Origin of the sequence: Niallia sp. FSL M8-0099 (genome assembly GCF_038006945.1) — a bacterium.
GTDB lineage: Bacteria > Bacillota > Bacilli > Bacillales > Cytobacillaceae > Niallia > Niallia circulans.
Genome location: NZ_JBBOWF010000001.1, coordinates 2,122,742 through 2,148,811 on the forward strand (window position 1 = coordinate 2,122,742; position 26,070 = coordinate 2,148,811).

The window sequence follows — 26,070 nt, forward strand, 5'->3', positions numbered from 1 at the left end:
CATTACCTTTTGCAAAGGTGTGGCCCTTATTGCTTCTTAGTTACTGATATTTTTCTAGAATCGTGAAAAAGTCGATGATAAATCGGCGAAATGTTTGTACAGAGGGTGGCAATTCCCGATTACTTGGTACGATGATACCAACTGTCCGGCTAATAATTGGATCCTCAATAGGAACCTTCACTGTAAATTTAGGAACAGTATCATAAAATGTACTCTCTGGAAGAAGAGTTACACCCATTCCTGCGGAAACTAACCCTTTGATTGCATCTAAGTCTTCACCCTCAGCATTTATATTAGGTAAAAAACCTTCTTGTTTACATGCATCAATCGCAATTTTTTGCAATATATATCCTTCTGGAAATAAAACAAATTCGTCATTTCGCAGATCTCGTAATCGAAGTGATTTTCTTTCACTCAAAATATGATTACTTGGTAATAATGCGAAGATTCTCTCTGTAAATAAAATATTGCCTGTTAATAAGAAGTCATCTGTTGGTACAGGTCCTAAGAATGCTAAATCTATATCTCTATTTTTTACGCCTTCGGTTAAAAAGTAATAAGATCCTTGCCGTAATTGAAACCTCACATTTGGATGCTTTTCTTTAAATGCTGATATAACAGTCGGCAATAAGTGGCTTGCAAGACTAGTTGGAAAGCCGATTTTAATCGACCCTCTTTCAGGATCCAAATAGGCATTAACTTGCTCTACAGCTCGATCGACTGATTTCAAGATTGATTGGGAGTGAGTTAAAAAAATCTTTCCAATCGGAGTTAGTTTGACATTCCTTCCTTCTCGTTCAAATAATTGAACACCTAATTCATCCTCTAAATTTGCAATTTGACGACTAACAGCAGATTGGGCAACATGAAGATGTTCAGCAGCCTCTGAGACATGCTCTCTTTCTGCTACTTCAATAAAGTATTTTAGTTGTCTAAGTTCCATTTTTACCGACCTTCTTTATAATAATCTCTTTTTTAGATTAGTTCTATCTAAATGATATATTGTACATATGAATTTGTATAGTATAATTAAATTATCTGAATAAAAAAATTTGTTAGAAAATCTGACAGGGGTGGTTGAAATGACGTACAACCAAATGGAAAAGGCACAGGGCTTATATAGACCGGAATTTGAACATGATGCATGTGGAATCGGACTGTACGCTCATATAAAAGGGGAAGCGACGCATGACATTGTGAAAAAAGGTTTAAGTATGCTTTGTAAATTGGATCATCGCGGCGGACAAGGAAGCGATCCTTTAACAGGAGACGGAGCTGGATTAATGGTTCAAATACCTGATACCTTTTTTCGAAAAGAACTTAAGGAATTCAATCTTCCCGAAAGCGGTAAATACGCGGTAGGAATGATCTTTTTTTCCAAAGATGATCCTCACAGAGAAATAATCGAAGCAAAAATTAACGAATATATTAAAGAAATGGGTCAAGAACTTATTGGCTGGAGAACTGTACCGACAGATTTCAGAAAAATCGGAAAAGTCGCACAAGAAAGTTGTCCGATTGTCCGTCAAGTATTCATTCAATCAAGCATAGAAAACAAAGATAAATTAGTTTTTGAGCGAAAATTATATATTATCCGTAAACTTGCTGAAAATTGGGGAAGAGCAGAAGAAAAAGAATTTTATTTCGCAAGTTTGTCATCTAGCACCATTGTTTATAAAGGACTTCTCACATCAGACCAAGTCGAAAGCTTTTATTTAGATGTGCAGGATCCGGCTTTTGTATCCGCATTTGCTATTGTTCATTCCCGCTTTAGCACAAATACTTTTCCTAGCTGGGAAAGAGCACATCCAAACCGTTACTTAATTCATAACGGAGAAATTAATACATTACGAGGAAATTTCAACTGGATGAAAGCAAGAGAGCAGCAATTTGTATCAGAAGTTTTTGGAGAGGATTTGCAAAAGGTACTGCCGATATTAGATGCAAATGGTAGTGATTCTTCTGTATTCGATAATGCACTTGAATTCTTTATCTTATCTGGACGCACACCTGCTCATGCAGCTATGATGATGATCCCAGAGCCTTGGACTGAGAATCCCCATATTTCAAAGGCGAAAAGAGATTTTTATGAATATCATAGTAGCTTAATGGAGCCATGGGATGGCCCAATGGCAATCACCTTTACGGACGGTAAACAAATTGGTGCTATATTGGATCGTAATGGTTTGCGTCCAGCAAGATATTATGTAACGAAAGATAATTATATTGTTTTTTCTTCAGAAGTGGGAGTTGTTCCAGTCGAAGAAGAGAATATTCTCTATAAAGAGCGTTTAAGTCCTGGGAAAATGCTATTAATTGATCTTGAAGAAGGCCGTATTGTTTCAGACGAAGAATTAAAAAATACTATTGCTTCGGCACATCCTTATGATGAGTGGTTAGATGAAGTTATTCGACTAGAGGAGAATGCAGAAGAAAAAGCAGAAGACTTTCCCGATTTACTTGCAAGGCAGAAAGCATTTGGCTATACGTATGAAGATGTCCAAAAAAATCTGCTTCCAGTTGTGTTGGAGGGCAAAGACCCGATTGGATCGATGGGAAATGATACGCCGCTTGCTGTCTTGTCTAATAAGCCGCAATCTTTATTTAATTATTTTAAACAACTATTTGCACAAGTAACTAACCCTCCAATTGATGCTATTCGGGAACATTTGGTTACATCAACTTTAACTTGGTTAGGTGCTGAAGGTGATTTGTTACATCCTGATGCAAGTAATTGTCATAGAATCCAATTGAAAACACCAATATTATCAAATAGTGATGTAGAACAATTACGATCTCATACATTTACTGAATTTACAGCACGAACACTAGATAGTTTGTTTACAGATGATTTAGAAAGCAGTTTAAATCAGCTCGTGCAAAAGGCAGAAGAAGCAATTGCACAAGGTGTGTCCTTACTTATTCTTTCTGACCGTGCAATGAAACGAGAAGAAAAAGCGATTCCCGTTTTATTAGCTGTCAGTGCTTTACATCAGGATTTAATTAAGAAAGGTCTGCGGACGAAAGCAAGTATTATCGTAGAGTCTGGTGAAGTAAGGGAAGTTCATCATTTTGCAAGTTTAATAGGTTTTGGAGCTGATGCAATTAATCCCTATTTAGTATACGCAACCTACAATCAAGCAATCAAAGATGGGGTGCTGACCCTTTCCTATGAAGAAGCAGTAGCAAGATATAATACAGTCATTACAGAAGGTGTTGTAAAAGTAATGTCTAAAATGGGTATTTCTACTGTCCAAAGCTACCGAGGCGCACAAATTTTTGAAGCTGTCGGTATCGGCGAAGAAGTTATCGACCGTTATTTTACTGGAACTGTTTCACAGCTTGGCGGTATTGGTTTAGAGATTATTGCTGAAGAAGCAACGAAAAGACATGAATTAGGTTATCAAGATGGGATGGACGACACATTAGATTCTGGAAGTGAGTTTCAATGGAGAAAAGGCGGAGAACATCATGCTTTTAATCCGAAAACAATCCACACCTTACAATGGGCATGCCGCAAAGGCGATTATTCCTTATTTAAACAGTTTTCTGAGGCTGCAAATGAAGAAAGCATGAGTTTTTTACGAAATTTATTTGCATTTGATTCAGCACGACAGCCTATCGATATTAAGGAAGTGGAATCAGTAGAATCTATCGTAAAACGATTTAAGACAGGTGCAATGTCCTTCGGTTCTTTAAGTAAAGAAGCACATGAAACATTAGCGATTGCCATGAACAGATTAGGTGCCAGCAGTAATAGTGGTGAAGGCGGAGAAGATCCTTCTCGATATATGATAGATGAAAATGGCGATAACAGAAGAAGTAATATTAAGCAGATAGCTTCTGGACGTTTTGGAGTTAAGAGCCATTATTTAATAAACGCGAAAGAATTACAAATTAAAATGGCTCAAGGAGCAAAGCCGGGTGAAGGAGGTCAATTGCCAGGGAATAAAGTATATCCATGGGTTGCCGAAGTTCGCGGTTCTACACCAGGCGTTGGATTAATTTCCCCACCGCCGCATCATGATATTTATTCTATTGAGGATTTAGCACAACTCATTCACGACCTGAAAAACGCCAATAGAGATGCGCGAATTTCAGTAAAATTAGTTTCAAAAGGCGGAATTGGTACCATCGCTGCTGGTGTTGCAAAGGGGGCTGCTGATGTAATAGTTGTAAGTGGATATGATGGAGGTACAGGTGCTTCTCCAAAAACAAGTATTAAACACACAGGTCTGCCATGGGAATTAGGCTTAGCAGAGGCACATCAGACCCTGATGCTAAATGGTTTACGAAATCGTGTCGTTTTAGAAACAGATGGTAAGCTGATGACAGGAAAAGATGTTGTACTTGCAGCTCTTATGGGAGCCGAGGAATTTGGCTTTGCTACAGCTCCTCTTATTGTAATGGGATGTGTGATGATGCGAGCTTGTCATTTGGATACATGTCCAGTGGGTATCGCCACCCAAAATCCAGAATTGCGCTATAAATTTGCTGGAGATCCAGATCATATTGTCAATTTCATGCGTTTTGTTGCAGAGGAAGTACGTGAACTAATGGCACAATTAGGATTCCGCACAGTAGAAGAAATGGTTGGAAGAACAGATGTGCTAAAAGTAAGTAAACAGGCGCAATCGCATTGGAAAGCAAAAGATTTAAACTTATCGAAACTATTATATCAAGTCGATGGACCAAGAACGTTTGAAACACCACAAAATCATAAAATTGATGAAAGTTTAGATATTCAAAAAATACTTCCAGCAGTTCAAAAAGCTATTATTAATAAAGAAGCGCTGCATTTGCATTATAGTATCCAAAATACTAATCGTGTAACTGGTACAATTGTTGGTAGCGAAATATCGAAACTATATGGCGAAGAAGGACTTCCTGACAATACAATCAATTTACATTTCACAGGTTCAGCAGGTCAAAGCTTCGGTGCTTTTATTCCCAAAGGCATGAGCCTGTATTTAACAGGTGATGCAAATGATTATATTGGCAAGGGACTCTCTGGAGGTAGAATTGTGGCAAAGATACCCGCAGACAATTCAATTGTTGCGAATGAGAATGTTATCATCGGAAACGTAGCATTTTACGGTGCGACAAGCGGCGAAGCGTTTATTAACGGAAAAGCGGGAGAAAGATTTGCAGTTCGTAACAGTGGTGCAAGTGTTGTAGTTGAAGGTATTGGTGATCATGGCTTAGAATACATGACTGGAGGAGAAGTTGTTATTTTAGGGGAAGTAGGGAAGAACTTTGCTGCAGGTATGTCAGGTGGAGTTGCCTATGTTTTACCGAAAGATGCAGAGCAATTTAAAGCAATGTGTAATAAGGAAATGATAATCTTTGAACAATTAGAAGAACGAGCAGAAATAGAGAGAATAAAAGGACTTATTGAAAAGCATATTGAATTAACAGGTAGTTTAGCAGGTCAACAGGTACTTGTTAATTGGGATAAATTCGTTCAACGGTTTGTCAAAGTTATACCGAAAGATTATAAGCGAATGATTGCCAATATTCAAAAGGGACTTGAAAATGGCTTATCAGAAGAAGATGCCGCAATGGAAGCTTTTGCGAATAATTCCAATCAAGACAAAAAAAAACAAGCAAATAAAATTACCGTATTAGTGCAGTAGAAAGGAGAGAACAGAATGGGAAAAGCAACTGGATTTATCGAATATAATCGGGAGGAAGCGGAAGAAAGAAATCCGCTTTCCCGTCTAAAAGATTTCAAAAAGTATTCTGCTCCTTTCTCTGATGAAGTACTACAAAGACAAGGGGCGAGATGTATGGACTGTGCAACACCATTCTGTCATATCGGGATGGAAATTGCGGGAAGTACATCCGGCTGTCCAATCCATAACTTAATCCCTGAATGGAACGATTTAGTTTATAGAGGAAGATGGAAAGAGGCATTAGATCGTTTATTGAAAACAAATAATTTCCCAGAATTCACTGGAAGTGCTTGTCCAGCTCCTTGCGAAGGTTCCTGTACTGTAGCGATTTCAGATCCAGCTGTTGCGATTAAAAATATTGAACGCACTATTATTGATAAGGGATTTGAACAGGGTTGGATCCAACCGCGGATACCTGCGAAGAGAACAGGAAAAAAAGTAGCCATTATTGGTTCAGGACCAGCAGGGCTAGCTAGTGCAGATCAGTTAAATCAAGCAGGCCATTCTGTAACTGTGTATGAACGTGCAGATAGACCAGGCGGATTATTAATGTATGGGATACCCAATATGAAAATTGACAAAAAAGATGTGGAAAGAAGAGTGAAACTACTTACACAAGAAGGGATTGATTTTATTACCAATACCGAAGTAGGGAAAGATATAACAGCTTCAGAATTAAGAGAACAGTATGATGCTGTTATTCTATGTACTGGTGCCCAGAAACAAAGAGATTTAGTTATGGAAGGCAGAGATGCAGAGGGTGTTCATTTTGCAATGGACTATCTAACAGGTGTTACCAAAAGTCTACTAGATTCCAATTTTCAAGATAAAAACTTCATCGATGCAGCAGGAAAAGATGTCATCGTTATCGGCGGCGGCGATACAGGAGCAGATTGTGTAGCAACTGCATTACGTCAGAACTGTAAAAGTGTAGTTCAATTTGGGAAGCATCCAAAGCTTGGGATAATGCGTTCAAGTGAAAATATGTGGCCGGCAGCGCCTAATGTATTCACATTAGAATATGCTTACGAAGAAGCTGAACAAAAGTTTGGTGAAGATCCAAGACAATATGGAATTCAAACAAAAAGAATGGTAAAAGATAGCGACGGAAAGCTAAAAGAGCTTCATACTGTTTCCATGGAAAAAATAAAGCAAGCAGATGGAACGTTTATTTTCAAAGAAATTCCTGGTACGGAAAAAGTTTGGCCAGCACAGTTAGTATTTATTGCGATCGGCTTTGAAGGTCCTGAACAACCAGTACTAAAACATTTCGGACTGGAAACTACAAGTCGTAAAGTTGCGGCGGTATATGGCGATTTTACAACGAATTTGGAAGGTGTATTTGCGGCTGGTGATGCACGCAGAGGGCAAAGCTTGATCGTATGGGCAATTAACGAAGGCAGAGAAGTTGCTAGAAAAGTTGACGAATACTTAATGGGCGCCTCCATTTTACCTACTGTAAATGCATAAACGAGAAAAAAGATGTGATTAGCGAGATATCACATCTTTTTTTCTATATACGCTAATATCTAACCTATAAAATCTCTTTTACAAAAGAAGCAAATTTTACGCATTCAAAATATTATAAAAATTCAAAACAAAAATTTCAATAAAATTATTCATAACCGACTTATAATCTAAGCCATTTAGCTATTTCAAGTGTTTTTTATTATCATTTTACAAAAAATATAATATAATAGGAAAAATACTTTTTTAAACGGCTTAATAAGGGTAGGATAAAGCAAATAAAGTTTATCAAATGCTCTCTCAATATAGAGTGTGATTGTTTATAAAGAAAGGAAGTGTCGGAGATGAGAGACGTTAAACTTCTCGATATATATAATCATCATATTGCACAAAAATATATTAAACGTTCAGGTTTAGCTCATGCTCTGGCAGTTGCTTATCATGCTTTTGAAATGGCAAAAGAATCAAATGTCGATGTCGATAATGCAGCTAAAGCCGGATTTTTACATGACATGGGACACTATACGTGGTATAAAGATGGAAAATGGGATTATAAATTATATAGGCAAAATGACATTCATCCAATAAAAGGGGCGGAAAGAGCACATAAATTATTAATCCGCTTAGGAGAAAATCCAATTAAAGCAAAAGAAATAGCTTTAGCCGTTCTTTTCCATACAGATAGTTTCATTCCTGGTGGTTCCGTGATTTTAACCCCCTTACAAAAAATTGTTAAACTAGCTGATGAAAAGGACGAGGAGCCTGGGGGACATCATCACTATCGTACGATAACGAAGGAAAGGGCAATAAAGAGTTTAGAACGATTAGATGCAAAAATTGATGAATATATAGAACAGCAAACGAAGAATAGCAAAGAACTAGAAGGATAGAACTGGATTTCCCTGTTTCTATTCTTCTTTTCTTTTAAATGCTATAATAGAAAAATCGACTTTTTTAGAAAAGGAATTAAAGGAGAAAATGACAAACATTATCACTACCATTAAACAATGGCAGCAAGCACTACAAATCGAGATCAATCATTTAAAAAAATACGGGCAATCGAAAGTTGCTTTATATAATGGAATTCGCCTAAACACAGAAAATGACTTTACGTATTATTTTGAAAGCATCAGCAATCTAAAGGTTCCAATTGGATCAAATGTAATGATTCACTGGGGGAGTCAGGCTGTAAGGGGGAGAGTATTATCGGCAGATGGCAAGAGCCTTCTTATTATTTTGGAAAAGGCGATTGGTGAGGATGTCTCAGAAGCATATTTATCCCATGATCCTTGGGAGCTATTAGAACAGCTGCAAATCCGTTTTGATACTATTAAAAAAAATAAACGTAAGCTTAGTAGAATCGTTAAATTAATGCAACCTAGTGAAGAAACAAAGCACCCAAGTGAGCAACTGAAAAATCATGTTCATGAGCTCTCTTTAAGATGCAAATATAACCCCGTCTCCTTTGTGTGGGGGCCGCCTGGAACAGGAAAAACATACACATTAGCTAGAGTTGCTCTACAACGTTATTGGAAAGGTAAGAGGATTTTACTCTTAGCACAAAGTAACCAGGCTGTAGATGTTCTACTCACGGAAATAACGACAACGATTAAAGAAAAGGACCGATTTAAAATAGGGGATATCCTTCGCTATGGGGGAAATAGCAATAATGCATCACTTGAACAAGAAAAAATTACAACAAGTTCCTTATTAGATAAAAAGGATATGGATCTTGCCAAGCAAAAACAGTATTTTTTTGAAGAAAAACTAAAACTTAAACAAGACCTTTCTTATTCGTTTACAACAAGAGATTCTGCTCAGTTATTAGAGATGGAAGAGAAATTAGCAAATGTGATGGAAAAAATCAGAAAAAGGGAACTGCAATTTGTACAAAAAGCAAAAATTGTTGGCACGACAATAGTAAAAGCTGCCACAGATCCAGCCATTTATGAAGATGAATACGATTTAGTAATAGTAGATGAAGCGAGCATGGCATATATTCCACAAGTCGCTTTTTCTGCATCACTAGCAAAAAGAATCATTATTTGTGGAGATTTTAAACAGTTACCTCCTATCGCAACTAGCCGTCATGCTTTAGTAGATAAATGGTTAAAAGAAGACGTATTCCACGCGACAGGCGTTGCCGAAACGGTTCATAGTTCATCGCTTCATCCTCAGCTTTTGTTATTAAACGAACAAAGAAGGATGCATCCAAGCATCTCTCAATTTACCAATAAATATATATATCATTCTCTGGTAGGCGATCATAAGAAGGTGGAAAGAAACAGAAAAGCAATCGCAGAAAAACTACCTTTCCAAGGAGAGGCCAATATTTTATTAGATTCGAGTCAATTTGGCGCATATGCCACATTTGAGAGAGCTTCGAAATCACGTATGAATTATATCCATCTATTATTAGCTCTGCAAGTTATAAATGAAGCTTTAAATGAAAAAGGAACAACGAGTATCGGCTACGTTACTCCATATCGAGCACAGGCGGAAATAATGGAAGCAATGGCATCAGAATTTTTCCCAGAAGCCATCATAGAAAAACGGCTTATTATCGCTACAGTCCATCGTTTTCAAGGAAGCGAAAGAGATATAATCATCTTTGATAGTGTAGAAGGAGAGGCATTTTTGAAGCCTGGAATCCTTTTAACCGGCAAAGAAAGCGAACGGTTAATAAATGTGGCGATCAGCAGGGCAAAAGGGAAATTTATTCATATAGCAAACAGAAATTATATAAAAACAAAAATAGATAGGAAGAAAACGATTCGACAGCTTGTCAACCATCAAGAAAGGTTTAATAAAGTGGTAACCAACCAACAAATTGGCGAGTGGATTCAAAAGAAGAATCCCAAGCTATTTTGGACGCACGCACAAAGAGTAGAATTACTAGAAAAAGATATCAAACGATCCAACCATACAATAATAGCCTCTTTTCCAAAACAGAACGAGATATTAAAACAACAATGGAAACAGCTTCTTAATAGAGGGAGTATAGGTTCAGCTCCTGGTATACCGTTTCCTTTCATTATTATTGATGAAAAAGTTATTTGGTTTGGTTTGCCGTCCGAATTAGTGAATGGCAGTACTCCACCGTCACTAGCAGTGCGTATACATTCTCCTTATTTAGCTAGTTATCTATTAAAATATATATCATGAACAAAAAGCATTATCCGAAGATTTGGGATAATGCTCTTTCTTTAGCTATTATCAGTTATTCATTGTACAAATAAAAACGTTTTCGTTAAAATAGGAAAGAATCCATACAGAGGAGATGATGTTATTTGAGTAGAAAACAAAGAGGTGGTATAGTATTTTTCTTGAGTTTAGTCCTTCTTTTACTACTGTCAGGCTGTGGCACAACGAAAAGTGAGCCATCAAAAGAAGAAAATACAACACAAGCAAAAGTGATTTCACCAGACGACTATCCTATTGTAACGATTACGATGGAAGATAATTCGACCATTACATTAGAACTTTATCCTGATAAAGCCCCTAATACAGTCAATAATTTCGTATCATTAGTGAATAAAGGTTTTTATGATGGATTAATTTTTCATCGGATTATTCCTGATTTTATGATCCAAGGCGGCGATCCCAATGGGAATGGAACAGGCGGGCCAGGCTATTCGATTAAAGGAGAATTTTCAGAGAATGGGTTTGAAAATGACTTAAAGCACGAAAGAGGCGTAATTAGCATGGCAAGATCTCAACTGCCTGATTCTGCTGGGTCACAATTTTTCATTATGGTTGCAGACGCCCCTCATTTGGATGGAGAATACGCCCCGTTCGGGAAAGTGATAGAAGGCATGGATGTCGTCGATAAAATAGTCTCTTCAAAAAGAGATAAGAATGATAAACCAGTAGAAGAGATAAAAATGAAACAAGTTACTGTAGATACAAAAGGTATCGATTATGAAGAACCAAAGAAAATAAAAGAATAATGGATAAAAGGAACGTAATATTTTCTTTCTTTCCGAAAAGATGATATGATAAAAGCTGATTTTGAAATAAGGAGATGTTGATCATGGCAACTAAAGGATACATATTAATGCAAAATGGTGAAAAAATTGAATTCGAATTATATCCAAACGAAGCTCCTGGAACAGTAGCTAACTTTGTGGAACTAATTAAAAAAGGTTTCTATAACGGTTTAACATTCCACCGTGTAATTCCTGGTTTCGTCAGCCAAGGCGGCGACCCAAATGGAAATGGAACAGGAGGACCTGGATACACAATCAAATGTGAAACAGAAGGAAACCCTCACAAACATGTGGAAGGAGCTCTTTCTATGGCACACGCTGGCCGTGATACAGGCGGAAGCCAATTCTTTATCGTACATGAGCCACAACCGCATTTAGATGGTGTTCATACAGTATTTGGACAAGTTACGTCCGGTATTGCTGCTGTAAAAGCAATGAAAAATGGCGATGTTATGGAAAAAGTGGAAATCACTGAAGAATAAATACAACAAGGCAGGCTGAGAAATTGGCTTGCTTTTTTATATGAATGGTTGGTGATTAGAATGTACAAAGATAAAGTTGTCATTGTAACTGGCGCTAGTAATGGTATTGGCAAAGCAATTGCAAAAGCTTATTTGCAAGAAGATGCCTATGTTATCCTAGCTGATATAGATGAAGAGCAAGGAAAACATGTACTTGATTCTATAGAGCAAAAAGAGAGAGCAATTTTTATAAAAACCGATGTTCGAAACGAAGCAGATATCATTCAAATGGTTGAGACAACACAAGCGAAATTTGGAAAGATTGATATCTTAATTAATAACGCCGGTAAAGGCATTTTTAAATCATTTTACGATTTAACGATAGAAGAATGGGATGATGTGATAAATACGAATCTCCGCAGCGTGTTTCTTTGTTCAAGAGAAGTCGCAAAAATCATGCGAACTCAAGGCGCAAAAGGGTCGATTATTAACATGTCATCTAGCAGAGCCTATATGTCGGAACCTAATACAGAAAGCTATAGTGCTAGCAAAGGTGGAATTATGGCTATTACTCATGCTTTGGCAAATAGTTTAGCTGATGCACATATAACAGTTAACAGCATATCACCAGGCTGGATCGAAACGAAAGATTATGAAAATCTGCGAGAAAGCGATCATGAACAGCATCTATCAAAAAGAGTAGGTAAACCTGAGGATATTGCAAGAGCATGCCTTTTCCTCACAAATCCGCAAAATGATTTTATTACAGGAACGAATCTTATGGTAGACGGTGGTATGACAGTAAAAATGATTTATGAAGAATAATAGAAGGTATTTTTTCTTCTTTGCTTTATTACAGTTGCTATCTGAAAATGATAGGAGTATAATAGCTTCCATATGATTACATATAATAATGGAGGCTCATTAAGTGGACGTTTTACATCAGATATTATCAACCTATGCTTCATTTTTTGATTGGAAGATGTGGGCAGAAGTATTAACAGATCCAGTATCATGGGGATTAATCGGATCGTTAGTCATTTTAGAAGGCTTATTATCAGCAGATAATGCGCTCGTATTAGCAGTAATGGTAAAACATTTACCGCCAGATAAACAAAAAAAAGCATTGACATATGGTTTATTCGGAGCCTATTTTTTCCGTTTCTTCTTTATTGGAATTGGTGTTTACTTAATCCATTTTACCTGGATAAAAGTAGTTGGAGCAGCATACTTAGCATGGATTGTAATTAAGCATTTCTGGCTTGGTGAGGAAGATGAAGATGTCTCAGCGATGAAGAAAGACAGTTGGACAATAAGATTGTTCGGAGTATTCTGGGCAACTGTTATCTCCGTAGAATTAATGGATTTAGCCTTTTCGGTTGACAGCATATTAGCATCTTTGGCTGTTTCAAATGAAATCTGGATTCTACTGATTGGTGGAATGCTCGGTATTTTAATGATGAGAACTGTTGCCAAATTATTCTTAGTTCTCATTGAAAAAGTTCCAGAATTAGAGAATACCGCCTTTGTATTAATTGGGATAATCGCGGTAAAGATGTTTGCTAGCATTTTTGGATATGAATTAGATCACTATGTATTTTTTGGGATTCTAATTGCTGCGTTTATTATCACATTTATCATTCATTTTATTAACAAAAATAAAAAGGTTTCTGAAGAAGTTGCTTCTTCAAAAGAAAAATAAATGTATTTTACCTGTTCCGTTTGTGGACAGGTTTTTTTTATTTAATTATTTCGTATACTTATTAGCATAGGATGAAGCAACAAATGAATCAGGCTTAATTTTTGGTTCGATACCTATTGACTCCATTCTTGTTACCATTTCATTGACAAATTCTCTTGTTTTATTTCTTCTGTCTGCTCCAATATCTATATGTCCCTCTATCGAGAAAGTTGCTCCTTGATAAACAAAAGGGAGGACAACATCAATTAATTGGTTTTTCCTATCCTCTGTGAACAGACTAACTACCTCTTCTGTTAGTGTTGTCTCATAGGAGATTTTCTCATGCAGTCTTAAAATCTTCCTTGGTATGATCACTTTTCTAATACAGGCCCAAGCACCTTTTCCTTTATTCATAATGACTATTCCAGTAATAAACTTCGTATGTTTGGTATGCACTTGTGAATCTGTACCAATCATTAATTGATAATTTCCCGAAGGACTTCTAGACATAAAAGCAAGGATACGCTGAAAAACGATATCAAAGGTCATATTTTTCTCTTGTAAGTTTTGAAAAGTCATTTCCATATGCCTGTCTAACTCCACAAAGAATCCCTCCGTATAAACGTTATTTCCACCACTTTTATAACATTGTATGATAATCAAATGGATTTATCCCTGTAACTAAATTTGTATTATCGTATACAAAGAATACTGAATTGGTGTAAAAAATGGTCTTTTTTTAGATGAACATAATAATGAGTTTTATAATAAAAAATTGGAATTAAACTGAAACTTAATTTCTTCTTATCCGTCTAATCATTAACAAAACGCAGGAGGAAAAAAATGAAAAAATTTCTAATTATATTAAATTGGTCGTTATTATTTCTATTATTATTAACTGGCTGCTCACAAAATTCCGAAGATAAAGCAGCGGATAGCAGAGATTATGAAAAGGCTGATTCCAATGTCATCGATGCCCAGAATGAAATAGGAGAAATACCCGCAACAGATAGTAAAACGGTAAAAGAAAATAGCGGTCAAGCAATTAGTAATAATGACCGATTAGTTATTTATAATGGGAATCTATCCTTAAAGGTGAAAGACTATCACAACGTAGAGAAGCATATCCAGTCAAAAGCAGCCGAGCTAGGCGGGTATGTAGTGGAATCGTCCATTTATGATAGTGGCACAGATTATATAAATGGGACTATTATCGTAAAAATTCCTCAAAAACATTTCCAAACCTACTTAAACGATATCGAAAAGAAAAGTATTAAAGTTACAGAGAAGAGTATCACTGGTAACGATGTGACTGAAGAATATGTTGATTTGGAATCCCGGCTAAAAGCTAAGGAAGCAGTGGAAAAAAGGCTATTAGCTTTAATGGAACAAGCAGAAAAAACGGAAGACCTTCTTAAAATATCAAATGATCTTGCAACTGTGCAGGCAGAAAAAGAACAAATATTAGGGAGAATGAAATACTTAAAAAATAACGTAGACTATTCGACTGTCACGATTCAACTGGAAGAAGAGTTAGTAAAAGTGGGTTCTATTCAAGATAAAGAGTCTTTAAATACATGGGAAAAAGCAAAAAGTCAATTCGTGAGCACGATTAACGGGTTAATTTCCTTCCTTTCAAGTGTCATCGTGATGATTGTTGGATTATCACCAATTTTAATTCCAGTTGTAGTTATTGTAATAGCTTGGATTATATATAGAAAAAAGAAAAACAGGTCAGAGTAATTTTATCGTGGCTATGCTATAATGGAATTAAATTCCTTCAGTGGGAGTTTAATCTATTAATATCATCACATTCATATTTATTAAGGAGTGGCTAAAGAAATTGAAATCAGCAGATCAATATCTTATCCGCCATGCGAAACTGGAAGATGCAGAAGCAATTTTTGCTATTCAGCAATCTGTGATTGCCGAAGAAGATTATCTGATAACTACTATCGAAGAGTATAATCAAACACTGGAAGAGCAGCAGGCATGGGTCGCTAAAATATTGCATAATGAGAGAGAAACTATCCTAATTGCGGAAGAAACCAATAAAGTAATTGGCTTTATTGTCTTTCAAACAAAAAATAGACAAAGACTTAATCACACAGGGTCATTTGGGATGATGATAAGTAAAAAGTATAGAAGTAAAGGAATAGGAAAATTACTTATGAAAGCACTACTAGCTTGGGCAAAAGAAAATCCGCTGATTGAAAAAGATAGCTTAGGTGTTTTCTCAACAAATACTAGGGCTATTTCTTTATATACTTGTATGGGATTTATAGAAGAAGGTCGCAAAATAAAAGAAATCAAACTGTCAGAAAATGAATATATAGATGATATTTTAATGTATAAAATGGTGACCTAAATAGAACCAACTATTTTTTAAAGAGAAAAGAGGGAAGCAATATTAATAAGAAATCAGCTTTTCAAAGAGAGCTAAAGTCGTGGATTATTGCACTTATTAGCGCATTAATATTTGTGTTTATTTGCCGTAACTTTATTTTTGCCCCTGTTAAGGTAATAGGACAATCCATGCAGCCAACATATGAAAATCAAGATAGAGTGATTGTCTCTAAAGTTGGCCAAATCAAGCATTTTGATACCATCGTCTTTCATTCACCAATAGAAAAAGAAGATTATATAAAAAGAGTAATCGGCTTACCTGATGATACGATTGAAATTTATGATGATACACTTTATATTAATGGCGAAAAATATGACGAACCATATCTTCAAGAGAAAAAGAAGCATTTACTTCCTAATCAGAGATTGACGGAAAATCTTAAAGTTACAGTACCTAAAGGGCATCTATTTGTATTAGGGGATAATAGGCAAAATAGTATGGATAGTAGACAGCTTGGTTGTATATCAGAGGATGCTGTTGTCGGGAAAGCTGTTTTTCGATTTTATCCTGTTATGGAAAATTATTAATTAATAAAAAAAACAGTCTTGGATATGAGCTCACGTCCAGAACTGTTTTTTTATTTAGAACGATTTACAAATTCACATACCATTGCTTATGTAACATTTTCGCTAATTGAATGACACCATGTCTTGCTAATTCGTTTATTCGCTCTGTAACTTCATTTATTTGTTTAACTGAAAAAGACTCTCCAGTTTTGCAAAGTATAATTGCCTCTTCAATAAGAGACTCGCGACGTTGGTCTAATTGTTTAAATTGATTCACGCGTGAAATTACTTTTTCCCCATGTAGTTCCTGCATGTTTTGTATATAATCTTAGATACTAAATGCTAAAAATAGAAGAAATAATTTGTTTACATAATATTATTATGATAGATTAAAAACTTGTCTAATTATGAGGGTTGACACTACTGTTATATCTGTATATACTGACTATATACAGATATAACAGTTGAAAGGTGTTTCTAATGAATATTTTTATCTCCAATTCCTCTGAGGAACCTATTTATTTGCAAATAGTAAAGCAAATAAAAGAGCAAATAGTAGCAGGTGAACTAAAAGAAACACAATCTCTTCCTTCTATTAGAAGTCTTGCAAAAGAACTGAAAATTAGCGTTATTACAACCAAAAGAGCCTATGATGAACTTGAAAAAGACGGTTTTATTGTTACAGTCGCTGGAAAAGGGTCATATGTTGCAGCAATAAACAAAGAAATACTTCGTGAAAACAAGTTGAAAACAATCGAAGAACATTTAACAGAAGCCAGCAGCACAGCTAAACTAATTGGGTTAACATTAGAAGAATTACAAGAAATATTAAAAATTATTTATAAAGGATGAGCACAGTGGAAAACACATTAGAACTTATCAATGTATCCAAGAGCCGACAAGGTTTTTCTTTAGATACGATTAATATTACCTTAAAAAAAGGATTTATAATGGGGTTTATTGGTCCAAATGGAGCTGGAAAAAGCACAACAATCAAACTAATCATGAATTTAATCAAAAAAGATAGCGGCATGATAAAAGTCTTTGGTTTAGACAATGAAAAACATAGTATGAAAATTAAAGAGAGAATTGGCTTTGTTTATGATGACAATCACTTTTATGAAGAGTTAACAATAAAAGAAATGAAGAATATCATCCGCCCATTTTATTCTCAATGGGAAGAAAGTACATTCAATAAATATGTAAAAGATTTTTCGCTACCTATGGATAAAAAAATCAACGAGCTGTCAAAAGGGATGAAAATGAAATTCTCATTAGCCATTGCCCTTTCTCATCAAGCTGAACTCTTAATTATGGATGAACCAACTTCTGGTTTAGATCCACTAGTTCGGACTGAATTGTTAGATGTACTGCAAACATTAATACAAGACGAAAACAAGGCAATCTTTTTTTCAACTCACATAACATCAGACTTAGATAAAATTGCCGATTATATTACATTAATTAATAATGGACAAATCATTTTAAGTAAAACGAAGGATGAGCTTTTAGAAGAATATACCATGGTTAAAGGAAAAGATAGCACACAGATTATCCATAATAAAAATTTAATCAGTTTAAAGAGTAATGATTTTGGTTTTGAAGCATTATGTAAAAACAAAGAAGAAGTAAGAAAGCAATTTGGAAATTCTTATTTCTATGAAAAGCCAACTTTAGAAGATATTATGGTGTTTTACACAAGAAGGAGCGGTGGGCATGTATCATCTAATTAAAAAAGACATTCTTATCCAAAAAAGATCAATAGCATTATCACTATTATTAATCTGTTTCTTTTCTGTTTCTCTTTCCAGTCTTGGAGAAGTTGGATTAATGGTTGGAATACTAGCAATTACTTATCAACTCCTTCTAGGAGCTAGTGCATTAGAAGATAAAAATAACAGCGATAAAGTTCTTATTAGTCTTCCAATCAAACTATCTACCATTGTATTATCAAAATATGTGTCCATCTATGTTTATGCAGCTTTTGCAGCAATTGGCTTTTATCTCATCCATGTGCTTGTGAAACTATTTCACATTCCATTGGATATTCCTTTTAGTTATATCATTCTCATAGGGGGAGCAATAATGGTAACAATATGTTTTTCCATTTCTTTGCCTATGATTTTTAAATTTGGCTATTTAAAAGCCAAATTGGCTAACTTTATTCTTCTTTTCGTAATAGTATTTGGAACAACTGGTATAATGAAGTATTTTGCAAAACTAGATAATCAATTTATCCAAGAAACGATGATTCGTTTATCAACATTATCAAAAGCAGAACTGGGATTAATCCTGCTAATTCCACTTATCATTCTTCTTGTGATATCATATTTTATTTCTCTGAGCTTTTATAGTAAGCGAGAATTTTAATTATAATGAAAAGGAAGAACAAGTACACTTAGAGGTACTGTTCTTTTTTTATTTAGCATTTTGCATCTAAACAAATACCTGTAATTCATGTTTTAAATGTCTTCTAACTAAGTTCTCAACATTACCGCGCATAATATCTCTTATGTGCGGTTTTTTAAGAAATATTGTATACTAGAATTATTACTATATAGATTAGGTGGCAATACATATGATCGCAAAAGAGACATTACTTTCTTGGTATGAAGAAGAGTTAACGCTTTTTCGAACAGAAATGGATAATAAGGATTACAGTATATTTACGATCGAAAATTATTTACGGGACATCTATTTATTCCTTGAATTTATTACACGGAAAAAAGAAGCATATATGGACTTAACTTCAGTAAAAAAATTGCAGATTACCCTTTTTATGAACGAACTAAAAACTAAGCGCGCAAATTCTGCTAGTTCGAGAAATAGAAGATTAACTGCCATTCGTTCTTTTTATAAATGTTTAGTAGATTATGAGCTTGTCCAAAAAAATCCCGCCCTTGATTTGGAGAGCGCGAAAGAACAAAAAGGAAAACTACCCAGTTACTTGGAAAAAGACGAATTAAAATCATTTTTTGAGATGATTGGCAAGGTATCCCAAAAGCAGCATCAAAGACGGAACAAAGTCATCCTTGGACTCATGGCGTTTGCAGGATTACGGGTAATGGAAATACACTCTCTTAATCTGTCGTCCATTAATCAAAACAGGGGAATTCACGTACTGGGAAAGGGAAATAAAACACGCTATATTCCGTTACCGAAAAAGTTAATGGAAGAATTACAATTATATATAGAAGAAAACAGGATTTTCCCCATGAAAGGACAGGAAGATGCACTCTTTATTTCAAGGAGAGGGAAGCGAATTTCCAGAAGACGTATTCAAGAAATAACGGAGCGGATCATTGATCAAATGGGAAAAGAATATCCTGAATTAAAATGGAAAGAAAAAGGGATTTCTAGTCATAAATTACGACATAGTTTTGCGACACATTTAGTTAGAGATGGACGAGATATCCGAACAGTACAAGAGCTGCTCGGTCATACTAATTTAAATACAACGCAGAAATATACGCATGTATCTGATTCGCAAAAAGAAAAAGCAATGGACTTAGAAATTTCAGAATACATTTGAGTTTATCATAATTTTATTATGTAAACTGATTGGCATTCTGATTCATAATCGGTCAATTGACAGCATATATATATCCATGATGTTATAGTAAAAAACAACCTCTTATATTTGCTAGAACGGAAAAGGAAGACGATAAAAGCAAGAATAAGTCTGTCAATGAAAGATAAGGGAAGTGTTTTTGATGCCAAGTAAAAAGCATTCAATTATCGTCCATGCAAATGCAAAAAAAGTTTGGGATTTTGTTCGCTCCATGAACAACTGGGCACCATTAGTACCAGGATATGTGAACCATGAAATCATCAACGATACAGTATCAACTTGGGAATTTAAAATTGATATGGGGCTTTTTAAGAAAAAAGTAGAAATGAAAGTAACGATATTAGAGTGGAAAGAACCTACAAAGGTTACCTTTGACTTAGAAGGAATTAATGATCATTTTACAGGAAATGGCTATTTTATGGTAGAGGTAAAGGATGCCAATTATACGAAAATGACAGGCTATTTAGAAATTAATTCAACAGGTACATTTCCTACTATAACAAATAATCTTATGGAGCCAAAGCTAGAAGAAATCGCAGAAGAATTGACAATTGCAGTTAGTAAAGCCATTGAGGAATTACAATAATTTTATTATGTTAACTAAAGCGTTAAGTGATAAAGGAGCATTCTTTTAATCATTTAATGCTTTTCTAAATTTTATGTAAATTTTTCTTTTCCATCCTTGGTTAAATAAGCTTCGTCCTTTATGATAAAGGTTACTAATTAATTGGGAGGTTTATCATTGAAAAAAGGACAACAATCGAAGCATAGGACAAATTTTTTAGAAATCTTCCTTATTTCTACAAAGCTAGGATTGACATCGTTTGGTGGACCCATTGCACATTTAGGCTATTTTTACGATGAGTATGTAAGTCGAAGGAAATGGATGGATGAGAAAAGCTATGCTGATTTAGTAGCCCTTTGTCAATTCATGCCTGGTCCGGCAAGCAGTCAGGTGGGGATAGGGATAGGAATTTTACGGGGAGGACTCCTCGGTGGGATTATTTCTTTTTTAGGATTTACATTTCCTTCTGTAATTGCTTTGATGATCTTTGCTAGTATACTAAAAGGATTAGACATAGGGAATGCAGGTTGGATACATGGGCTAAAAATAGTTGCTGCTGCCATTGTGGCCCATGCGATACTAGGTATGGCAAAGAACTTAACTCCAGATCTAAAAAGAAAGACGATTGCACTTTTTGCACTAGTAATTACTCTTTTATGGCAAAGTGTTTTTTCTCAGGTAGGAGTAATTATTTTATCAGCTATCATTAGTTATTTTCTTTATAAGCAGCAAGGAAGACAACAAAATCATAGTGATATTTCTTTTCCGATTTCAAGACAAGTAGCAAGTGTTTCTTTGATCTTATTTTTTTCCTTTCTGTTTCTTTTACCGATAATTCGCGAGATATTTTCATACCAATGGATTGCTATGTTTGATAGTTTTTATCGATCTGGCTCTTTAGTGTTTGGAGGAGGACATGTAGTATTGCCACTTTTAGAGCGTGAATTTGTCCCAGGTGGATGGTTGAGTGAAGAAGCATTCCTTGCTGGATATGGTGCAACCCAGGCAGTTCCTGGTCCATTATTTACTTTTGCTGCCTATATCGGAACCGTCTTAAATGGGTGGGCAGGGGGACTACTCGCGACATTCGCCATCTTCTTGCCCGCCTTTTTATTAATTGTAGGAACACTGCCATTCTGGAATTTCCTCAGAAAAAATCCAAAAATTCAAGGAGCCTTAATGGGGGTAAACGCAGCGGTTGTTGGTATTCTAATCTCAGCTTTTTACGAGCCTATTTGGACAAGTAGTATCTCAGATGCGAGTGATTTTGCTTTTGCAGCCATTTTATTTTCGATGTTAGTTTATTGGAAAATGCCGCCATGGATTGTTGTTATGACAGGTACATTAGGGGGAATCCTGCTTACTTATTTACCAGTATAGTATTTCTAAAGAAACCTATAAACGAGAGAGCTTCGTTTATAGGTTTTTTTGGTGTTTTTTTTAAGCTTGAGTTAATTGGTTATATAAATTTCCCATTTCAATTGCATTAACGGCAGCTTCCCAGCCTTTATTTCCAGCTTTTGTACCTGCTCGTTCAATTGCTTGCTCGATGTTTTCTGTTGTTAGAACTCCAAAGATAACAGGTATTTCTGTACTTAACGAAACGTTTGCTACTCCTTTTGCTACTTCATTGCTTACGTAGTCAAAATGAGGTGTTGCCCCCCGAATAACAGTACCTAATGTAATAATAGCATCATAATTACCAGACGCGGCCATTTTTTTGGCTGCTAAGGGAATTTCATATACACCAGGCACCCACATAACAGAAATATTATCCTCGTTTACGCCATGTCGATTTAATGCATCTTCTGCTCCAGATAAAAGTCTTGTTGTAATAAATTCATTAAAACGGGATACAACAATCCCGATTTTTAAATCAGTTCCAATTAAATTTCCTTCAAATACTTGTTTCATTCTTTATTCCACCTTTTGTAATAAATTTTGTCGGTATTGAATTAAATCTTGAATCGTAATCATTTTCAAAGCAAATTCTTCAGCGATTTGTTTTAAATCATTCACTCTTGCCATTGTTCCGTCTTCCTTTAATACTTCCACAATCACTCCAGCTGGATTAGCACCTGCTAGTATCGCTAAGTCAACAGCAGCTTCCGTATGTCCATTGCGATTTAGCACACCGCCATCCTTTGCGATGAGAGGAAAGATGTGACCAGGTCTTGTAAAGTCATCAGCTTTAGCGTCTGAATCGACCATTTTGCTTATAGTAAAAGCTCGTTCATATGCACTGATTCCTGTTGTTGTCTCTTTATGGTCGATACTGATTGTAAAGGCAGTGCTTCTCGGATCAGTACTATTAGTAACCATAGGAGGGAGGTGTAGTCTATCTGCTAAAGCTTGTTGAATAGGGACACAGATTAGACCGCGACCCTCTTTTGCCATGAAATTGATCATTTCTGGTGTAACATGATCTGCCAAGCCGATAAAATCTCCTTCATTTTCACGATCTTCGTCATCGCAAACAATCACCACTTTGCCTTTTTTTAAATCGTTTAATGCATCTTCTATGGAATCAAACATCGTTTTCTTCCTTTCGTTAATAAATTTATGATTAAAAACCATTTTCCCTTAAAAATGAAACAGTTAATGGTGAGTCTTTTTTTATACCTGGATCTTTGTCTCTATTCATAAAGGAATAAAAATACTTAGCTAAAAGATCAAATTCGATATTCACTAGTTCACCTTTTCGTTTATTCCCAATCACGCTTACCTTGGAAGTATGCGGGATGAGTGATACAAAAATAGAGGTTGGAGTCGTTTGGAAAATCGTTAAACTCGTTCCATCAATGGTAATAGATCCTTTATCCATTACGAGGTATATTTGATCCTCTGGTATCTGAATTTCAACTAATGTACTATTTTCTATTTTTTTTGTTGATATAATCATGCCCGTACAATCAACATGCCCAGACACAAAGTGCCCGCCAAACCTTCCATTTGCAGCCATTGCTCGTTCTAAATTAACAATTGTGCCACTATTTAGAAGCCTTAAAGTCGTATCGTTAAACGTGTTTGGCATAACATCGACTGTAAACAAACAATCACGGAAGGCAGTAACTGTTAGACAAACCCCATTTACGGCAATGCTGTCACCAATTTTCATATCCTCGAGAATCTGTTCTGCTTGAATCGTTATAGAAATAGTGTGCCCCGTCTTTTTACTATGCTTTACAACGCCTAATTCTTCGACTAATCCAGTAAACAATGGAAATTCCTCCTTTCTGCAGATTGTATTTATAGCTCTTAAATAGCAAGGGGTCAATCATTTTTATGGTGACAAAAAAATACTCTTAAAATCCATAAAAAATACAAAATAAAACCCCGTATAATAAACATATACGGGGTCAAATACATACTTAAATAAACGTGGTGGACGATAGAATAGCTGTTTTTTATAGATTGTTGTTTGTAAATAACGCTGTCAATGGACAATTCACCATTCTTTTCGAAAAAAGATCCATCTAAGCTTCAGTATATTTAGAAGAAATTACTTCAGCTGTGAATACCCTTATTACAGCACCTCAAATACAACAAAATATATCTATAGAAAAACAAAAAAAGAAAGGTGAGTCATTCATTCTTTTGATTCTATCAATCATACCATTTTGTTTATTGTTATTTGCCTTCTCCCATCCAGACTTTACTGTCGGCTTTGGTTTCTCACCAAATCCACCGTTTTATAAATTTAACTCTTATAAAACGGGTCACGGGCTTAGAGTTTTACGTCCACTCATCACCGCCGGTTGGGAATTTCACCCGACCCCGAAGGCGATCACACATAATGTGTAATCATAACTATTTAATTAACTGTATCGTACACCTTTTCCTTTTAATTATCAAATATTTTCTTTCAAGTACAATATTTGCACTTCTAGTAAAGGGAAAAATAATCTCAATAAGGTGTTTCTTTTATTGAATTGGTCATACTAAAAGAAAAAGTGGAGGCACAAAAATGAAAATTGCAGAAAATGTTTTTGGCTATCGTACAGCAATTGCAAATATAGCATATATAGCTGGATTAGGAGCTAGGAAGGATGAGTGGGTACTTATCGATACAGGCGTTCCTTATTCTGCGCCATTTATTTTGAAAAATACAAATCAACTTTTCAAGGGAAAGAAACCATTAGCAATCATTCTAACTCATGCTCATTTTGATCATATCGGCGCATTACAAACACTCGTTAAGAAATGGAATGTTCCTGTATATATACATGAAAAAGAAATTCCCTATTTAGAAAGCAAGAAGAAATATCCTCCACCTACACCATTAAGGGAAAAAGGGATGATGTCCTTTCTTTCACCATTTTACCCGCGAGATGGCATTGATCTTCATTCCAGTATCAGGCCTATTTCAAGTACTAGTTCCTTACCATATTTAGATGACTGGAAATGGATTCATACGCCAGGACACACGGAAGGACATATTTCCTTATTTAGAGAAAAAGATCGGCTGCTTCTAGCAGGGGATGCACTGATTACAGTAAAACAAGAGTCATTATTTGCCGTTTTAACTCAGAAAAAAAAGATTCATGGCCCACCAGCATACTTTACACCAGATATAAATACTAGCTTCCAATCAATAGAAAAGCTATTAGCGCTAGACCCGCAGACTTTATATACAGGACATGGTATGCCAATGTATGGGGCTGAAATAAGGCAGGGAATTAGGGAACTTCTTTATCAGTATAGTACAGAGAATTTAGTAAAAGAAATTTAATTTATCATAATAAAGTTATGTAAACTAAAAATAGACAAATCATTATTTTTCCATTCCTATTTATAGATGATTAGGAAAAATCGATTTGTCTTTTTATTTTTCTCTAACATTTTGAGATGGTCTACAGCGTCATTTTCTGCCAAGATATAATCCTTTAATGAATAGCTATTTCATGATACCCTTAATAATTAGAAGATTGATATAGTTAGGAGTAAATTACATGAAATTAGTAACTTGGAATGTTAATGGAATAAGAGCTTGTGTTAAAAAAGGCTTTCTTGATTTTTTCCAGCAAATAGATGCAGATATCTTTTGTCTTCAAGAGACAAAGTTACAAGAAGGACAAATTAAACTTGAATTAGAAGGCTATCATCAGTTTTGGAATTATGCAGAAAGAAAGGGCTATTCAGGAACAGCCGTTTTTACAAAGAAAAAGCCCCTTTCTGTTCAATATGGCATTGGGGAAGACTTTGAGGAAGTAGAAGGAAGAGCCATTACCTTGGAATTTAAAGACTTCTTCCTACTGAATGTATATACCCCTAATTCAAAGCGAGATTTAAGCAGATTATCTTATCGTGTTGAATGGGAAAAACAACTAAAGAACTATATATTATCATTAGAAGCTATTAAACCTGTTATTTATTGTGGGGATTTAAATGTGGCTCACCAAGAGATAGATTTGAAAAATCCGAAGCCGAATATTGGAAACTCGGGATTCACAACAGAAGAAAGAAACGAAATGACAAGCTTACTTGAATTAGGGTTTGTTGATAGCTTTCGATATCTATACCCAGAGAGAACAGATGTCTACACATGGTGGAGTTATATGGCGAAAGTAAGAGAAAGAAATATTGGCTGGCGTATTGACTATTTTATCGTTTCTAACCTATTAAAGGAACGAATCCAAGATGTAACTATTCATTGTGATATAATGGGAAGCGATCATTGTCCTGTACAACTAGATATAGATATATAATTTAATGAACAGGGCATCTTTATTATGCTATCATGTCAGG

24 protein-coding genes, 1 pseudogene and 1 riboswitch are annotated in these 26,070 nt (G+C 35.3%); of the genes and pseudogenes, 19 read left to right on the plus strand and 6 right to left on the minus strand.

All coding sequences use genetic code 11. The features are described 5' to 3' along the window. Window positions 1–40: 40 nt before the first annotated feature. On the minus strand, window positions 41–943 hold the full coding sequence (locus NSQ92_RS10465) for a LysR family transcriptional regulator (protein ID WP_047943437.1): 903 nt from the start codon (window positions 941–943) through the stop codon (window positions 41–43). Between the two features lie 139 nt (window positions 944–1,082). Here NSQ92_RS10465 and gltB point away from each other — a divergent pair, with 139 nt between their 5' ends. From gltB to NSQ92_RS10505, 8 genes are all read left to right on the plus strand, one after another. Further along, window positions 1,083–5,636 carry a glutamate synthase large subunit gene (gltB, locus tag NSQ92_RS10470; RefSeq protein WP_341152759.1) on the plus strand — a complete coding sequence of 1,518 codons (4,554 nt, stop codon included), beginning with the start codon at window positions 1,083–1,085 and terminating at the stop codon, window positions 5,634–5,636. Window positions 5,637–5,651: 15 nt separating this feature from the next. Further along, a complete protein-coding gene (gene gltD / locus NSQ92_RS10475; protein ID WP_061798832.1) occupies window positions 5,652–7,145 on the plus strand; it encodes a glutamate synthase small subunit in 1,494 nt (497 codons plus the stop codon). 341 nt (window positions 7,146–7,486) lie between these two features. Further along, the gene (locus tag NSQ92_RS10480; RefSeq protein ID WP_341132534.1) at window positions 7,487–8,032 is read left to right on the plus strand and encodes an HD domain-containing protein; all 546 of its coding nucleotides are present in this window, start codon (window positions 7,487–7,489) and stop codon (window positions 8,030–8,032) included. Window positions 8,033–8,120: 88 nt separating this feature from the next. Further along, window positions 8,121–10,307, plus strand: coding sequence for an AAA domain-containing protein (locus tag NSQ92_RS10485; protein ID WP_341132535.1), 2,187 nt, complete (start codon window positions 8,121–8,123; stop codon window positions 10,305–10,307). A 125-nt stretch (window positions 10,308–10,432) separates the two neighbouring features. Continuing rightward, window positions 10,433–11,092, plus strand: coding sequence for a peptidylprolyl isomerase (locus NSQ92_RS10490; protein ID WP_047943442.1), 660 nt, complete (start codon window positions 10,433–10,435; stop codon window positions 11,090–11,092). Window positions 11,093–11,175: 83 nt separating this feature from the next. Continuing rightward, window positions 11,176–11,613 (plus strand): peptidylprolyl isomerase, encoded by a 438-nt coding sequence (locus tag NSQ92_RS10495; protein ID WP_047943443.1) that lies wholly within the window; start codon window positions 11,176–11,178, stop codon window positions 11,611–11,613. Between the two features lie 60 nt (window positions 11,614–11,673). Next, window positions 11,674–12,417, plus strand: a complete 744-nt coding sequence (locus NSQ92_RS10500; RefSeq protein ID WP_047943444.1) for an SDR family NAD(P)-dependent oxidoreductase — start codon at window positions 11,674–11,676, stop codon at window positions 12,415–12,417. A 103-nt stretch (window positions 12,418–12,520) separates the two neighbouring features. Further along, window positions 12,521–13,294 carry a TerC family protein gene (locus tag NSQ92_RS10505; RefSeq protein ID WP_341152760.1) on the plus strand — a complete coding sequence of 258 codons (774 nt, stop codon included), beginning with the start codon at window positions 12,521–12,523 and terminating at the stop codon, window positions 13,292–13,294. A gap of 45 nt (window positions 13,295–13,339) precedes the next feature. Here NSQ92_RS10505 and NSQ92_RS10510 read toward each other — a convergent pair whose 3' ends face one another. Next, a complete protein-coding gene (locus tag NSQ92_RS10510; RefSeq protein ID WP_144580168.1) occupies window positions 13,340–13,858 on the minus strand; it encodes a ribonuclease H-like YkuK family protein in 519 nt (172 codons plus the stop codon). Window positions 13,859–14,116: 258 nt separating this feature from the next. Between NSQ92_RS10510 and NSQ92_RS10515 the strand changes: the two genes are divergently transcribed. The 3 genes from NSQ92_RS10515 (at window position 14,117) to lepB (ending at window position 16,207) form a co-directional block, all read left to right on the plus strand. Then, complete coding sequence (locus NSQ92_RS10515; RefSeq protein WP_047943446.1) at window positions 14,117–15,016, plus strand: DUF4349 domain-containing protein; 900 nt, start codon at window positions 14,117–14,119, stop codon at window positions 15,014–15,016. Between the two features lie 100 nt (window positions 15,017–15,116). Next, window positions 15,117–15,641, plus strand: coding sequence for a GNAT family N-acetyltransferase (locus NSQ92_RS10520; protein WP_341152761.1), 525 nt, complete (start codon window positions 15,117–15,119; stop codon window positions 15,639–15,641). Window positions 15,642–15,727: 86 nt separating this feature from the next. Continuing rightward, window positions 15,728–16,207, plus strand: a complete 480-nt coding sequence (lepB, locus tag NSQ92_RS10525; protein ID WP_328282909.1) for a signal peptidase I — start codon at window positions 15,728–15,730, stop codon at window positions 16,205–16,207. 64 nt (window positions 16,208–16,271) lie between these two features. On the opposite strand, the gene NSQ92_RS10530 is transcribed toward lepB, so the two are convergent. Further along, window positions 16,272–16,499, minus strand: a complete 228-nt coding sequence (locus NSQ92_RS10530) for a DUF2533 family protein (RefSeq protein ID WP_095257297.1) — start codon at window positions 16,497–16,499, stop codon at window positions 16,272–16,274. A 167-nt stretch (window positions 16,500–16,666) separates the two neighbouring features. Between NSQ92_RS10530 and NSQ92_RS10535 the strand changes: the two genes are divergently transcribed. From NSQ92_RS10535 to chrA, 6 genes are all read left to right on the plus strand, one after another. Beyond that, window positions 16,667–17,038, plus strand: a complete 372-nt coding sequence (locus NSQ92_RS10535; RefSeq protein ID WP_047943449.1) for a GntR family transcriptional regulator — start codon at window positions 16,667–16,669, stop codon at window positions 17,036–17,038. Beyond that, a complete protein-coding gene (locus NSQ92_RS10540; protein WP_222426204.1) occupies window positions 17,035–17,919 on the plus strand; it encodes an ABC transporter ATP-binding protein in 885 nt (294 codons plus the stop codon). The genes NSQ92_RS10535 and NSQ92_RS10540 overlap by 4 nt, the downstream gene beginning before the upstream one ends. Then, window positions 17,903–18,556: an ABC-2 transporter permease gene (locus tag NSQ92_RS10545; protein ID WP_341152762.1), complete on the plus strand. Its 654-nt coding sequence runs from the start codon at window positions 17,903–17,905 to the stop codon at window positions 18,554–18,556. The genes NSQ92_RS10540 and NSQ92_RS10545 overlap by 17 nt, the downstream gene beginning before the upstream one ends. Before the next feature lie 208 nt (window positions 18,557–18,764). Next, window positions 18,765–19,718 carry a tyrosine-type recombinase/integrase gene (locus NSQ92_RS10550; protein WP_047943452.1) on the plus strand — a complete coding sequence of 318 codons (954 nt, stop codon included), beginning with the start codon at window positions 18,765–18,767 and terminating at the stop codon, window positions 19,716–19,718. Between the two features lie 181 nt (window positions 19,719–19,899). Continuing rightward, window positions 19,900–20,343, plus strand: coding sequence for a CoxG family protein (locus NSQ92_RS10555; RefSeq protein WP_095321527.1), 444 nt, complete (start codon window positions 19,900–19,902; stop codon window positions 20,341–20,343). Between the two features lie 156 nt (window positions 20,344–20,499). Beyond that, window positions 20,500–21,702, plus strand: a complete 1,203-nt coding sequence (chrA, locus tag NSQ92_RS10560) for a chromate efflux transporter (RefSeq protein WP_341152763.1) — start codon at window positions 20,500–20,502, stop codon at window positions 21,700–21,702. A 60-nt stretch (window positions 21,703–21,762) separates the two neighbouring features. Here the strand turns inward: chrA and ribH are convergent, their stop codons facing one another. The 3 genes and pseudogenes from ribH to ribE all read right to left on the minus strand — a co-directional run bounded on the left by ribH (window position 21,763) and on the right by ribE (window position 23,542). After that, entirely contained in the window at window positions 21,763–22,236 is a 474-nt protein-coding gene (ribH, locus tag NSQ92_RS10565) for a 6,7-dimethyl-8-ribityllumazine synthase (protein WP_095257294.1), read from the minus strand. A 30-nt stretch (window positions 22,237–22,266) separates the two neighbouring features. Beyond that, window positions 22,267–22,857, minus strand: a pseudogene (gene ribB, locus NSQ92_RS10570) (3,4-dihydroxy-2-butanone-4-phosphate synthase); the annotation flags it as partial. A gap of 31 nt (window positions 22,858–22,888) precedes the next feature. After that, the gene (gene ribE / locus NSQ92_RS10575; RefSeq protein WP_061798814.1) at window positions 22,889–23,542 is read right to left on the minus strand and encodes a riboflavin synthase; all 654 of its coding nucleotides are present in this window, start codon (window positions 23,540–23,542) and stop codon (window positions 22,889–22,891) included. 412 nt (window positions 23,543–23,954) lie between these two features. Next, window positions 23,955–24,111, minus strand: a riboswitch (FMN riboswitch). 178 nt (window positions 24,112–24,289) lie between these two features. On the opposite strand from ribE, the gene NSQ92_RS10580 reads away from it, so the two are divergent. After that, window positions 24,290–25,054, plus strand: a complete 765-nt coding sequence (locus NSQ92_RS10580; protein ID WP_095320094.1) for an MBL fold metallo-hydrolase — start codon at window positions 24,290–24,292, stop codon at window positions 25,052–25,054. 220 nt (window positions 25,055–25,274) lie between these two features. Next, on the plus strand, window positions 25,275–26,030 hold the full coding sequence (locus NSQ92_RS10585) for an exodeoxyribonuclease III (protein WP_095321531.1): 756 nt from the start codon (window positions 25,275–25,277) through the stop codon (window positions 26,028–26,030). The last annotated feature ends 40 nt before the right edge of the window (window positions 26,031–26,070 follow it).